The 13,699-nt window shown below is 52.0% G+C and carries 10 protein-coding genes; 1 reads left to right on the top strand and 9 read right to left on the bottom strand.

Annotation, left to right across the window (positions count from 1 at the left end):
* Nucleotides 1-28 precede the first annotated feature (28 nt).
* The 3 genes from HNQ92_RS06360 to HNQ92_RS06370 all read right to left on the bottom strand — a co-directional run bounded on the left by HNQ92_RS06360 (nt 29) and on the right by HNQ92_RS06370 (nt 5,147).
* Complete coding sequence (locus tag HNQ92_RS06360) at nt 29-1,699, bottom strand: TonB-dependent receptor (RefSeq protein WP_246439725.1); 1,671 nt, start codon at nt 1,697-1,699, stop codon at nt 29-31.
* Nucleotides 1,700-1,757: 58 nt separating this feature from the next.
* Entirely contained in the window at nt 1,758-4,772 is a 3,015-nt protein-coding gene (locus HNQ92_RS06365) for a tetratricopeptide repeat protein (protein ID WP_184172334.1), read from the bottom strand.
* Nucleotides 4,773-4,892: 120 nt separating this feature from the next.
* Complete coding sequence (locus tag HNQ92_RS06370; RefSeq protein WP_184172336.1) at nt 4,893-5,147, bottom strand: hypothetical protein; 255 nt, start codon at nt 5,145-5,147, stop codon at nt 4,893-4,895.
* A 43-nt stretch (nt 5,148-5,190) separates the two neighbouring features.
* Here HNQ92_RS06370 and HNQ92_RS06375 point away from each other — a divergent pair, with 43 nt between their 5' ends.
* Nucleotides 5,191-6,234 (top strand): tetratricopeptide repeat protein, encoded by a 1,044-nt coding sequence (locus HNQ92_RS06375; protein WP_184172337.1) that lies wholly within the window; start codon nt 5,191-5,193, stop codon nt 6,232-6,234.
* A 31-nt stretch (nt 6,235-6,265) separates the two neighbouring features.
* On the opposite strand, the gene menD is transcribed toward HNQ92_RS06375, so the two are convergent.
* The 6 genes from menD to HNQ92_RS06405 form a co-directional block, all read right to left on the bottom strand.
* Nucleotides 6,266-7,987, bottom strand: coding sequence for a 2-succinyl-5-enolpyruvyl-6-hydroxy-3-cyclohexene-1-carboxylic-acid synthase (gene menD / locus HNQ92_RS06380; protein WP_184172339.1), 1,722 nt, complete (start codon nt 7,985-7,987; stop codon nt 6,266-6,268).
* A gap of 75 nt (nt 7,988-8,062) precedes the next feature.
* Entirely contained in the window at nt 8,063-8,926 is an 864-nt protein-coding gene (locus tag HNQ92_RS06385; RefSeq protein WP_184172341.1) for a sigma-70 family RNA polymerase sigma factor, read from the bottom strand.
* Nucleotides 8,927-9,003: 77 nt separating this feature from the next.
* Nucleotides 9,004-11,145 carry a polyribonucleotide nucleotidyltransferase gene (pnp, locus tag HNQ92_RS06390; RefSeq protein WP_184172343.1) on the bottom strand — a complete coding sequence of 714 codons (2,142 nt, stop codon included), beginning with the start codon at nt 11,143-11,145 and terminating at the stop codon, nt 9,004-9,006.
* Nucleotides 11,146-11,368: 223 nt separating this feature from the next.
* Nucleotides 11,369-11,644, bottom strand: coding sequence for a 30S ribosomal protein S15 (rpsO, locus tag HNQ92_RS06395; protein ID WP_184172345.1), 276 nt, complete (start codon nt 11,642-11,644; stop codon nt 11,369-11,371).
* A gap of 82 nt (nt 11,645-11,726) precedes the next feature.
* Nucleotides 11,727-13,250, bottom strand: a complete 1,524-nt coding sequence (locus HNQ92_RS06400; protein ID WP_184172347.1) for an LptF/LptG family permease — start codon at nt 13,248-13,250, stop codon at nt 11,727-11,729.
* Nucleotides 13,250-13,642 carry an START-like domain-containing protein gene (locus tag HNQ92_RS06405; protein ID WP_184172349.1) on the bottom strand — a complete coding sequence of 131 codons (393 nt, stop codon included), beginning with the start codon at nt 13,640-13,642 and terminating at the stop codon, nt 13,250-13,252. Before HNQ92_RS06405 ends, HNQ92_RS06400 begins: the two co-directional genes overlap by 1 nt.
* Nucleotides 13,643-13,699 lie beyond the last annotated feature (57 nt).

Raw genomic sequence — 13,699 nt, forward strand, 5'->3', positions numbered from 1 at the left:
GTGGTTAAAGTGATTTAACGAAACGAAGTTAAAAAGAAAACGACAATCCACCAATAAAGTTTAATCCCTGCTGGGGGTAGTACTGGTACCGCTGGTACTGCTTTCCGATGAGGTTGTTGATGGATACAAAGGCCGAGAAGTTCTTGGTTAACAGGTAGTCTATCTTCAAATTCAGGTCGGCAATCATAGGCAATTTAGTCACGACTCCGCTCTGGAAATTTTTTGCTTTCAGGCCATTTAATATATAAAAGTCGGTAGTCACGAATAATTTTTTATTTATCGTTAAAGCGTTAAACCAGTTTAACGTAAACGTGGGCCGGTGCCAGGCTGCCTCAAGGCTGTCGAGGGCGTAGTTGAAAAAATTGGCTTTGAGCGCGGTCTTGAACTGGTCGTTGACGGTGTAGCCCGCCTGGCCCGAAAGGGTAAGTACCTTGGTATTCTGCCCGTCGTAGAGAATCGAAAACTTGGACGTGTCGGCCTGGGAGTTGTTAAAGAAATAGAAATTGCGGTAGTTGGTATACGACACCTTGCCTTCATAGTTGAAGCCATTACCCGACTCCCCTTTTACTCCCGCAAAAACGTCATACTTCTTTTCGGTGTTGGCCACCAGTACGTTAGGGCCCAGCCACTGGTTTTCGGCCAGCATGGACCGTAGCGTGTTCCGGACCAGGTCGCCATTCCAACCCGCGTAGATGTGCAGGCCCGATACCGGCATAACGTCCAGATTAAGAACGGGATAAAGGCGGGTCCGGTTTAAATCCATACCATTGTCAGTTTCGTTAACAACGTTAACCCCGGCCGTGATGGCAAACATTTCGGACGCATACTTGAAAGTAGGCTTGGCTCTGAACAGGTTCCGGTTAAAAGTTTCGGCGTCGACGCGCTGCGACAGGTAGGCATCCGCTTCGAGCGACGCGGAGAATCGCTCGCCCAAAGGTACCGAGGCCGTAAGGTTGGTGCCCCAGTCCAGTTCGGAGGCGTTGTACCGGTCGCGCAGGTTGTAAAGGCCGGTTTTTACCGAGTAGTCTACGATGGTGGCGGGGTCTGTGTTCTCAAACCCGATCTGAACGCCAAAGCGATTAATGAGCTGGCGGATGCTGTCGCGGTTTACCTCCACGCCTTCCGGCTGGGGCCGGTAGCCGTAGAAGTAGTAGTTGTGCCGGTTGTAGTCCACCATTCCGTCCACCTTGAAGGCATTCCGAATGTACTTCCCGCCCAGCCGAAAATCGGTATTGGCCTCGGCGGAATTCTTGCCGTACTGCGGCCCGGTGGCAGCCGAAAGGTGCTTAAGCTGGCCCGTAAACACCAGGTCATCCGCGGCGCGGGTACTTACAAATACATCACCCAGAAAACGGCCGTAGTTGCCCGCTCCCAGCTTGATGTAGTTGTTGAGCGGCTCGGGAAGCTCCTGCCGGTTTTTCTCGTCGGAAGACGTGATCACCGACGGCGTCATTTTGGGCGAGGCCAGGTTGATGGCGGGATCAATGAACTGGTAATTTACTTTCTTATCGCCCGACTTGGGTTGAATGGGCTGCATTTTATCGAACAGGCGGTTGGCCGCCGGAAATTCGATGCTTTTTTCTTTAACAATTTCGTAGGTCTGGCTTTCAATGGCACCCCGCTGGGCCAGCGCGGGCAGTAAGGGAACGGCCGAAAGAAGGGCCAGGGACGCAATGCGAAATGAGAGGCTATGATTCATACGTATCTAAAAGGATCTAAAATCGTCGGATGGTAGGTAAAACGGGGGGCGCGAAGCGCTATTTTCGGTCGATCTCGGCCAGCTTGGTTTTCGCCAGGCCTACCGCTTCCTGATCGTCGGAATTTTCGATGATCGAGCTCAGCGTTGCTTTGGCCTGCGCCACTTCGTTCATGCCCATGTACACGTCCGCGAGCAGGATGAACGACCGAACCCGCCAGTAGTCTTCGCCCTCAAATTCCTTGCTCAGCTCAAAGATCACCTTTTCGGCTTCCTGGTACTTTTTATCCTTATACAGAATCATGCTGAGCCAGTACTTTGACTCGGCCCCCACGGCATCCTTCGAGGTCGCCGCTACTTTCTTGAACTCCTCGGTCGCTTTGGCATAATCGCCCCGCTCGTAGGGTACTTTACCAAAATACAGCTGGGCTTTTCCCACGCCACCCGGTACGATATTCCCCACGTTCACGACCTCGCGGGCGTAGTGCAGGGTTGAATCGTAGCTCTTTAACGTAAAATAGGTGTCCATGAGGCCGATCCAGGCAATGGTTTGCTCTTTTTTATTTTCCGCGTTGCGTAAAAGTACCCGGAAATTACCGACGGCATCGCGGTAGTTGCCGCGGGCAATCTGTAGTTCGGCGGATTTCTGCGCTGCTGACGCCACAAAAGACGACCGGTTGTCTTGCACTACCATGGTGTAGTATTGCAGCGCTTGCTGAATATCATCCGTTTTTTCGTAGGAAGCGCCAATGAAGTACTTGGCATCGTAGATCGAATTGCTGCCCGGATAGCTTTTCAAAAAAGCCTGGAAGGCCTCGCGGGCCTTGTCGTAGCGCTCGGCGTAGAAAAGGTTGCGGGCGTTGTCAAACTCTACTTCTTCCAGCTTGGTATTCCCGGGGTTGTTCTTACGGACAATCGCCAGGATCTGGGTAAACTCTTCGGGGCGCCCCACGGCGTTGAAACTTTCCTGGATTCCTTCCAGCGCACTACCCGCCGAAGGGGAAGACGAATAGTCAGTCAGGATGCGGCGGAAGTCCACGATGGCCTGCTCGTGTACCCCAATGTTGTAGTAGGCTTGCCCCCGCCGCAGCAGCGCAGCCGGAATCACGGGGCTTTTGGGCCTTTCGTTGATCAGGCGCGTAAACGAACGTACCGCCTGCTGGTAAGCTTTGTTTTGAAAGTCGAGGTCGGCAATTTGGAACAGAGCGTCCTCGACGTAGCGTGAATTGGGAAACTGGCTGATGAGCAGCTCAAATTGGCGCTTGGCCTCCTGCTCCCGGCTCATGTATACGTAGGCGCGTCCTTTTTGCAGCAAGGCGTAGTCTTTGTCTACCTTTCCCTTGGCCGATACTTCGTCGTAGGTACGGATGGCTTCGGAGTAGCTTTTGCCAGCCATGTAGGTATCGGCCAAACGCACGTGCGCGTCTTCAATCACCTGGCTTTCTATTCCCTCCAGGTTTTTCACAAAGTCTTTGAAGTACCCCTGCGCCCGAGCGTAGTTCTTCTGATTGTAGTAGGCGTAGCCCAGCGCGTAGAGACTTTTACGGCCGTAAATACCGGCCTTTGGATTTTTTGTAAGTTGATTGTAAATCGGGATGGCGTCATCGTAACGATTCAGGGCTGAGAAAGCATCGCCCTTGAGGTAGTTGGAAGCCACAAATATTTCTTCGTCGATAGGGTACTTCAACGATTTGTCGAAGTTAACAATGGCCTGCTGGTAGCGCTCCTGGTTGAAGTCCACGACGCCCTGGTTATACGTCAGGCGCTGGTAGGTCGCGTTGATGGCCGGACTCCGCTTCCGGAGGCCTTCAATGTAGGTAATGGCCCCGGCGTTGTTGCTGGCTCCGGAGTAGGCCTCGGCGATTAGCTGGGTGGTTTCTTCTTCGTGCCTGCTGCTGGGGTACTTGGCCAAAAAATCATTGAATTCCTTGATGGCTTCGTTGTTGCTGCCCAGCTCCAGCTGTACTTTGGCGTGGTTAAAAGCGGCCTCTTCTTGAACCACCGGGTTAAACGTCAGACGCGCGGCATTCTCAAAGGCAGTGCGGGCGTAGGCCGGGTTGCTCTGCTGAAGGTAGCTGATCCCCACCAGGTAGGCGGCGTACTGGGCCACCGAGTCCTTGCCCGTAGCGATGCCCTTCATGGCTTCCACGGCCCCGGCATAATTCTCGGACCGAAACTGAGCGTGGCCGTAGTGCAGGGCTACGGTGGGGGGCAAAGTACCCCGATTCAGTCGTTTGTAGCGCTCGTAGGCCGTTACAGCACCTTTGTAGTCACCTTTTTCGTAATACACTTCTGCTACGTACAGGGCCACGTCGTCGAGCTTGGTGTTGCCCCGCTGGGTGTTCAAAGTACGTTCGCCGTACTGCAAGAGCTCGTCGTATTTTTTTAATTGGTACAGCGAGGACACAATCCAGTTGGGTACCTCGTTTTTGTAGTAGGCATGATTCTCGATCAAAAGGAAATCCTGGTAGGCTTCCTGGTAGTTGCCAGCCCGGTAGCTGATCACCCCGGCGTAGTAGGCAGCGTCTCCGGCGTTCTCAAAGGCGTTGTCTTCTTTGATTTGGTTAAATAACGGCAGTGCTTCTTTGAACCGCTGGGTGTTGTAGTACGACATCGCCAGCCGGTACACGCTCTCCTGCTTTTTGCTCACGTTACTCGTCGCCTGGACCGATTTCTCCAGGTACCCAATCGCCTTGTCGTATTCCCCGGCTTCGTAGTAATACCTCCCCAAATCACTAAAAATAAGCTGAGCCTTGGGGTGCTCAGCGTGGTTACGGACAAAACGATCTACCTGTACTTCGGCCTCGGGGTAGTTCAGGTACAAGCCCGTCACCGCAATGTAGTACTCGGCCGTTACGCTGTTGTAATCACTGGTATTGAGCAGCTTGTCCTGCCGCTTAAGATACTCGGCAAACTCCTGCCGGGCGGCTACAAAATTCGATTTCTCAAAATATTCCAGTCCGTTTCGGTAGTGGGCTTCGGGGGCCGTGTAAGAAAGGGTACTCTGGGCATTGACCGCGCAGCAGCCGCCTCCCAGGCATAGTATAAGCGCGATAAGGCTACGTTTAAGGAACATAGGTATGTTTAGGGGTATGAGTAAGACGGGTATAGGTACTAAACGAATGGTGTTAAAAAACCGTATAGAAGCCATTTTATTTAACGATTTGGGGTACTTTGAGCCCGCAGTGAGGTCGGCCTAGTACAAGATTTCGTGGCGACGAAGGCTATCCGTCAACGAACGGTGCATGGCACCGAAGCGCTCTGTCACTTCCTGCAAAAAAGGCTCATCCACGAGTTGGTCCAGCTCGTCGGCGCTGGTCAGGTCGGTTTCATCCACTTTGTAGGTTTGTTCGTACCGACCGCCCGCTTCAAATTTAATTATATACTTCCCGTTCCACTGATATACGCTAATTTTGTAGGTCGGGTTGGGAATGTCTTTCAGGTACCTCATGTCCGTATGTTTTTTGCAAAAGTAAACAATTCATCTAAAGGCTATGAATCCGATCCAGCTTCATTTGGGGGTACTGCTGTTTTTTACGCTTTTTTTTGCCGGTTGTACTTCCGTTGATCAGGAAGATGCCTCTAATTTTTTTCTTCGGGGAAACATTCAGCTTAGCCAGCGAAATTATGAGGAAGCCATTCGTCTCTACGACGAAGCCATTGCCAAGTACCCGGATCTGACGGATGCCTACCTCAACAAAGGCATTGCTCTCCTGGAACTCGACCGGACCCAAGCCGCGTACGAGGTACTTTCTGTAGCCATAGAGCGTGAAGGAGACGATGCCTCCGGCCCCGCTTACCTGACCCGGGCCGAAGCGGCCCTCCGCCTGGGTGACACCGAAACGGCGACCAGCGACCTGGCTAAAATAACCCAAGCCTACCGCGATTCGGCTCAGTACTTTCTCATCCACGGCAACTTGATGGTGGCAAAAAGTAACGCCGCCGAAGCACTCTCCGACTACGACCGGGCCCTACGTCTTCGCCCGGCCTTTGAAGAAGCGCTGGTCAATCGCGGGGCACTCTATTTCGAGCAAAAAGCGTACACCAACGCCGAGGCCGATTTTTTAAAGGCTTTACAGATTGCCCCCAACCAGCCGCAGGCGCTCAACAACATGGGCCTGCTCGAAAGCCGACGGGAAAACTGGGCCAAAGCCCTGGGGTACTTTGAGCAAGCGCTGGCCCTGAACCCGGCCGACCCGCTGGCCCTGAATAACAAAGGATACGCCTTACTCCGCACGGGGAAGGCCGAAGAAGCTTTCCGGCTTGTGAGCCGCTCGCTTTCCCTCCAGCCCGAAAACGGCTATGCCCTGCGCAACCTGGGGATCTACTACCTGCAAAGCGGTAAGCTCGCCGAAGCCATTGCCCAGTTTGACCAGGCCATGAAGCTAGCCCAGCCGGTGGAAGAACTCTACGGCTGGGCCGGACGCGCCTACCAAAGCCAGGGGCAGCTAGACCGGGCCTGCGGCATCTGGCAAAAAGGTACTTTACTGGACGACCCCCTGGCGAAGCAACAGTACGCCGCGCTTTGCCAGCGGTAGAAAGTACCTGCCGTGCTTGAAAAAGAAATGCTCAGTGGTTGGTTTTCAGGTAAATCTTTAAGCCTTTAAGTACCTGGGCATTGGTTTCCGGGTCCGTGAAAATCTCGAGCACGAAGCTTCGCCTGGCCTGGTGAAATTCGTCTAGTGCGTCGGGGAGCTGCTCCATTGCGGTCACTGCCCGGTACCCCATCCCACTTTCCAGGGCGGTACTTTGGGCGGTATAGGCGTGGCGGGTTTCGAAATACTCCTCCAACTCCGGCTGCGCGGCGGGTCCGTCAATCATTCGGAAGATATTCCCACCCCCATTATTGAGTACTAAAATTTTAAACTGGTCCGGCAGCGGCCGCATCAAAAGCCCGTTCCGGTCGTATAGAAAAGCTACATCTCCCACGAGCAGGTAGGTAGGTACCTGGTTGACCGCAGCGGCCCCCAGGGCGGTACTTACGCAGCCGTCGATTCCGCTCGTGCCGCGGTTCGCGAATACTTCGCATGACGGGTGCGTGAGTCCTAACATGTTGACGTAGCGCACCGGCATACTGTTGGCCAGGTGCAGCTGACACCGCGCCGGTAAGCTCTCAAGTACCTTTTCTAACACCTGTAGCTCGCTGATCACTGTTAGATTTTGCAAATACTCCCGTAGCAAGCGCCTCGATTTCCGCTCCAGAGCTTGCCAATGGGCTAGGTAGTTTTCGTCAACCTCCGTGTCTGTATGTTGCACAAATTTCTGGTAGTCAATATCTTCGTAAAGCTTAGGCCAAAAATAAGCCGGCGAAACGGGTACCTGAGTCGTGAGGGTTTGAAACGTGTCGATCAAATGGTTCTCCTCACCAATGTGCCAGTGCCGAAGCGGAGGGTACTTGCGCAGAAATTGCTTCAAACTTTTCGATAGAAAGGACTTCCCAAAGGTAACCAGCAGGTCGGGCCGGAGGGCAGCTCCTTCCGAAGTACCTAAAAAAAGATCGTGGTGCGTAATAAGCCCCTCCCCGCTCCCGAGGTTACTGATGACATCGCCCAGTACAGGTACCCGCCATTCTTCCGCAATTCGCGCAAGTACCTCTTGCAGCTGGTCATTCCGGGCTTGCTGCCCCCCGGCTATGAGAATTCGTTCGCTGGCGTCCCACGCATCCAGCAGCGGATGCCACTGCTCCGGAGCCAGTGTGGCGACGGCCGGTACCTGCTGGATGTACCTTAGCCCCGGTGTAGGTACCATTTCCTCTCCGGGGTTTGGATAGAAGGGCTCCCGGATGGGCACGTTGATGTGCACCGGGCCAGGGGGTTGCGCCAGGCTGGTCAGGATAGCCTCGTTGACCGAGCGGTTGATAAACCAGGGCGCGTCTTCGTGCTGGTAGTCGGCGGGTAGGTCGTAGGAACGCTTAACGTGCTTACCGTACAGCTCGGTTTGGTAGATAGTCTGTCCGTCCAGCTGGTGAATCCATTCTTTAGGCCGATCGGCCGTCAGCACGAGCAGCGGGATCTGCTGAAAAAAAGCTTCTACGACGGCCGGGGCGTAATTGTAGGCGGCACTCCCGGACGTACACACCAACACCACAGGTACCCCCAGCTGCTGCGCCATGCCCAGCGCCACAAAGCCAGCGGCCCGCTCGTCCATCACGACCCGGCACGCAAAGCGTCCGTTTCGGGTAAAGGCCAGCGTGAGGGCAGCAGAGCGGGAGCCGGGCGACAGGACCACGTGCCGAAGGCCGTGCAGGGCACACAGCTCGGCTAGATCCACCAGGGGTTGTAAAATGGCCATAAAAGCGAATTCAAGCGGCAACAAAAAAGCCTCTCCAGGGAAGAGGCCTCTTTGCGGCTACTGCTATAAACTAATTTATCCTAAGTATGTTTTTAGTGCTTTGCTCCGGGAAGCGTGGCGCAGTCGACGGATGGCTTTTTCTTTGATTTGGCGTACGCGCTCTCGGGTGAGGTTGAATTTCTCGCCAATTTCTTCGAGGGTCATGGCGTGCTCACCGTTCAGTCCGAAGTAGAGGGCTATTACGTCCGCCTCGCGCTGGGTGAGGGTACATAGCGCCCGTTGTACTTCTTTGCGCAACGACTCGTTCACCAGACCGGAGTCGGGCTTATCCTCCAAATCATTTTCCAATACATCCAGCAGGCTATTTTCTTCACCCTGCACAAAAGGCGCGTCCATAGATACGTGGCGACCGGAGATTTTCATGGTATCAACTACCTCGGAAGAAGATATTTCCAGTACCTCAGCCAGCTCCTCGGGAGAAGGCTCCCGCTCGAAGCGTTGCTCTAGTTCAGAGAAGGTCTTCGATATTTTATTGAGTGAGCCAACGCGGTTTAGCGGTAAGCGCACAATCCGAGATTGTTCGGCCAGGGCTTGCAGGATTGACTGGCGAATCCACCACACAGCGTAAGAAATGAACTTGAAACCGCGGGTTTCATCAAAACGTTGCGCTGCTTTAATCAATCCTAAATTCCCTTCGTTGATCAAGTCACCTAACGACAAACCCTGGTTTTGGTACTGCTTGGCGACCGAAACCACGAACCGGAGGTTCGCTTTGGTAAGACGTTCCAGTGAAAGCTGATCTCCCTCGCGAATTTTTTGAGCCAACGTCACTTCCTCATCCGGCGTCAACAAATCCACCTTACCAATTTCCTGTAGATACTTATCCAGTGATTGGCTTTCGCGGTTGGTAATCTGCTTACTGATCTTTAGCTGTCTCATTTACTTTCAAGTGTTATTTATTAAGTGTATAACGCAATCCCTGCTCAAATCATTTCTAATAAGAAAAATAATATTTATCAGGATTTTTTATTCTCCGGTTTTGGAAGTAATATTTTCCGGGACAAACGGTACTTTCCGGTCTTTTTGTCCACGTCTATCAACTTCACACGTACTTCTTCTCCTACTTCCAGTACGCCTTCCATAGCCTCGAGTCGTTCCCACTTAATCTCAGAAATATGCAATAACCCGTCTTTTCCGGGCAAGAATTCAACAAAAGCCCCAAACGGCATGATTGTTTTCACTTTCCCGTTGTACTCTTCGCCAATTTCGGGTACCGTCACGATGCCCCGAATGCGGGAAACCGCCTTGTCCATCGCCTCTTTGTTAGCCGAGAAGATGCTCACAAAACCGGCGTTATCGCGCTCTTCAATGGATACCGTCGCGCCGGACTCCTTCTGAATGTCCTGAACTACCTTACCACCGGGTCCAATGACCGCTCCAATCATCTCCCGATCAATTTTGATAACGACTGCCCGAGGTGTATGCGGTTTCAAATCAGGCCGCGGCTCACTGATGGCTTTGGTCATTTCGTTTAGGATGTGCAAACGCCCGGCTTTGGCTTGTTGCAAAGCCTCGGTTAGTACATCAAATGAAAGGCCGTCTACCTTAATATCCATTTGGCAGGCCGTGATACCCTTCTCCGTACCGGTAACTTTAAAATCCATATCACCCAGGTGATCTTCATCGCCCAGAATATCCGACAAAATGGCGTATTTTCCCGTCTTGGCGTCGGAGATCAGCCCCATGGCGATGCCGGATACGGGAGCTTTCACTTTGAGGCCCGAATCCATCAGTGCCAGAGACGCGGCACAGACTGTCGCCATGGAGGACGAACCGTTTGACTCGAGAATATCCGAAACGATCCGGATGGTATAGGGGTTATCCTCTCCCTTGGGAAGTACCCCACGCAACGCCCGAAGGGCCAGGTTGCCGTGGCCCACCTCGCGGCGGCCGGGACCGCGGTTGGGTTTTACTTCCCCGGTCGAGAAGCCCGGAAAGTTGTAGTGGAGCATTAACTTGCTATAGCCGTAGTTCATGGCCGTATCAACAATCTGCTCGTCCATTTTGGTACCCAGCGTTACGGTAGTGAGCGACTGCGTTTCGCCACGGGTGAACAGGGCCGAGCCGTGCGCACCGGGCAGAAAATCGACTTCACTGGCAATGGCTCTAATTTCGTCGAGTTTACGTCCGTCCAGGCGACGACGTTCGTCCAGCACCAGGCGCCGAGAAGCTTCCCACTCCAGGTCATGAAAATAGCGCTTAACCAGGGACATGTTCACGACGGCCAGCTCCTCTTCGGTAAATGTGGCTATGAACTCTTCGTAGACGGCCTTGAATCCTTCCTTTCTTAAGGTTTTGTTGGCCGAGCCCAGTTGCGCTACGGTATAGATACGATCGTAGCAGAAGTCACGTACCCTGGCTTCGAGCACGGGGTCCTGTACATCGCCGGGGTACTCCCGCTTTACGGTCTTACCTACTTCCGCTTCGAGCTCCTTCATGGCGGTGCATTGGAGCCGGATCGCTTCGTGGCCTACTTTCAGGGCTTCGATGATTTCTTCTTCCGATACCTCGGCCATTTCGCCTTCTACCATGGTAATATCCTGGTAGGTGGCTCCCACCATGACGTCCAGCGTAGCCCGGGCCTGCTCACTGGCCCCCGGATTGACGATGTACTGACCGTCTACTTTAGCTACCCGTACTTCAGACACGGGGCCGTTGAACGGAATATCGGATACAAGCAAGGCCGCGTTGGCCGCCAGAGCCGCCAGGGCATCGGGAAGGGCTTCGGCATCGGCTGATATAAGGAAAATATTAATCTGGATCTCGGCGTGATAATCTTCCGGAAATAACGGACGAATGGCCCGGTCAACCAGGCGGCAAACCAGGATTTCGTGGTCAGACAGACGTCCTTCCCGGCGCTGAAAGCTTCCCGGGATACGACCCGCCGAAGCAAATTTTTCCTGATAATCGACCGATAGGGGGAGGAAATCGATTCCTTCTCTTATTTCTTTGTTAGCTACCACCGTGGCTAGCAGCATCGTGTCACCCATTCGTACTACGACGGAGCCGTTGGCTTGCTTGGCTAATTTTCCGGTTTCAATAGTAATGGTTCTGCCGTCGGGCAGGGTGATTGTCTTTGTTACGACGTTAAAGAGCATAAATGTTGGATTGTTGAATGATTAACCGCTTTATAAACCGCTTTAAATAGAAACTCTTTTCTAAGGAGGCTAGCATTAAAAGGAAGCGACCTACTATATATATCTATGTACAGGAAGAAAATGTTATTAAAAGTTTTTAATAACAGGCATGACAGAAAATTTGGAAGAAATTCAAACAAAAATCAGGGAACTTGCATGAGCAAATTCCCTGATGAAGCGATAATTACTTACGAAGATTCAACTCGGCGATGATAGAACGGTAGCGGTTGATGTCCTTTTTGTAAAGGTAATCCAACAGTCTCCGGCGCTTTCCTACCATTTTCAGAAGTCCCAAACGAGTATCGTTATCCTTCTTGTGGATTTTAAGGTGCTCGGTCAAGTAGTTGATCCGATACGTAAACAGGGCGATCTGTGATTCGGGAGAACCGGTGTCCCCTGCTTCCTTCTTGTGACCTTTGCTTTCAAAGATCTCTTTTTTCTTGTCCGTAGTTAAATACATAATTGTAACAACAGATATGGTTAAATAAGTAATAAAAAATAAAACAGCCGCAAAAGTACGACTTATTTTTGATATTTTAAAGTCAAATCTCCATTTCTTCCGCCATCAACGATTGAGCCTTTTTGGATTGTCGACGAGCCTGGATTCTATCTCTCATCTTCTTTATAAAGACCTGATAGCTATCTTTCTCAAACAGCCGGGAGTCGTTGCGGGCCCGATCAATGAAGTACATCCCCGCCATAAATAGCACGCCATTGGCCAGCCAGGCACCAAATAGAACGCCCACCAGCCCTTCCTTGACAAACTTATCTCCCTGGATCGTCAGGACGTACATCAGAATAAAGAACACAATGGATACCAGCACAGGCACGCCAAAGCCCCCTTTTTTGATAATGGCCCCCAGGGGTGCCCCGATCAAAAACATGATCAGGCAGGAGAGCGCCTCGGTATATTTGTGCTGCTTTTGGAGTTCGTAGCGGCTGCGTTCCTTGTTTTTGTTGGATAGGTACTCCTTGTTGGTGGTGGCGAAGCTGGCCACGCTGTTGGCCGAGCTAAGGGCGTTGGTAATGATTTCTTTTCGTACGCTGTCCACAACCGGCCGCCGCAGTAAGGAATCCACCCACTTGCCCGGCGTCAGGCGGTTTCCGTAGTCCGCTTCGGACTTAAATGTATAGGAATAGTATTGCTGGCTGTTAGGAATGAGGTTTTTTTGCGCCTGGTCCACGTCTTTTCGTATGGAATCCGCCGCCTGGTTGAGGGCGTCGATGTTCTTCATGAATTCGTGGTACTTAAACTGCTCCTCGTCCGTACTTTTCATCCCAAACGACTCCAGACTCTCGACGAGCTTATAGTTCTGAAACTCATTCCGTACAAACTTGGCACTCAGAGCTGAATTCCCCGAAGCCGCCGGATAAACCGGCTGCCGGTTATCAAATCCCTCCACCATCTCCTGGTAGTTGCTTCCGTCGAAAAGCTCAATGACCAGGTAGGTATTGTCATGAATGGAATAAATGCGCCCCGAATCGGCCAGAATGATCTGCGTATTGCCGCGCTCATACGAACGGCTGTCGTGCTTATAAATGACCATTCCCTTCATGGTCCTGCCGTCGGGAAGTTTTTTATCTACCTTAATGCTATAGCCCGGCAAATCATTATAAAAGATTCCCTCCTTTATTTTGAGCGTAGCTTTGGTCGTTTTGATGTCATAAAGCAAGCTATAGCCTTTCAGGTTGGCCCAGGGCACCACGCGGTCGTTGAAAAAAAACGAAAAAACGCTCACAAACACGGCAATAATAAACAGCGGCCGCATGGCCCTGACCACCGAAATACCGGCACTCTTGATGGCGGTGAGCTCAAAAAATTCGCCCAGGTTGCCAAAGGCCATCAGGGACGACAGCAGCATGGCCAGCGGAAGGGCGATGGGAATGGTACTTAATGAAAAATAGAAAAAAAGGCGGGAGTACTCCGATAAGCCCAAATCTTTGGACACAAAATCGTCGATGTAGAAAATCATGATCCGCATCAGGAAAATGAATACTACCACCGAGAGGGTAACCACAAAAGGCCCCCAAAAGGACTGAATTACCAGCTTGTCAAGCTTTTTCATCAACTACCTACTATTTCTTTTAAACTATCAATAAACCCATTCCAGAGGGAAGATAGTTCTTGCTCGTCTTTATTATCCGAATAGTCAACGACGCGCAGGTAGGTAGATTGCGTCAGGTCACTTACTTCCAGTTTCATTTCTACGTAGCTGGTGTTGCCATCCTCACCGGCTCCGTTCTCAAATTCATACCGAACGGCCTTATTGAGCCGATGTGCCGTCTGGCGGGCCAGGTGGCTTTCGCCATCCCACTGGAAATCAAACCGTTGGTCGGGCAGAATCATTACCTTCTCGGCAAACCACTGTTCAAGCCCGGAAGCGGTACTTATGTAAGGGAAAAGTACCTTGGGCGAGGAACGCAGCTCGAATTCAGCAATAAATTTGAATTTATCCATAGTTGGCAATGGGTTAAAAGATTCGAAAAATCCAAAACACAAAAAGTAAAAAAGGCC

It is taken from the genome of Rhabdobacter roseus (genome assembly GCF_014202275.1).
Classification (GTDB): Bacteria; Bacteroidota; Bacteroidia; order Cytophagales; family Spirosomataceae; genus Rhabdobacter; species Rhabdobacter roseus.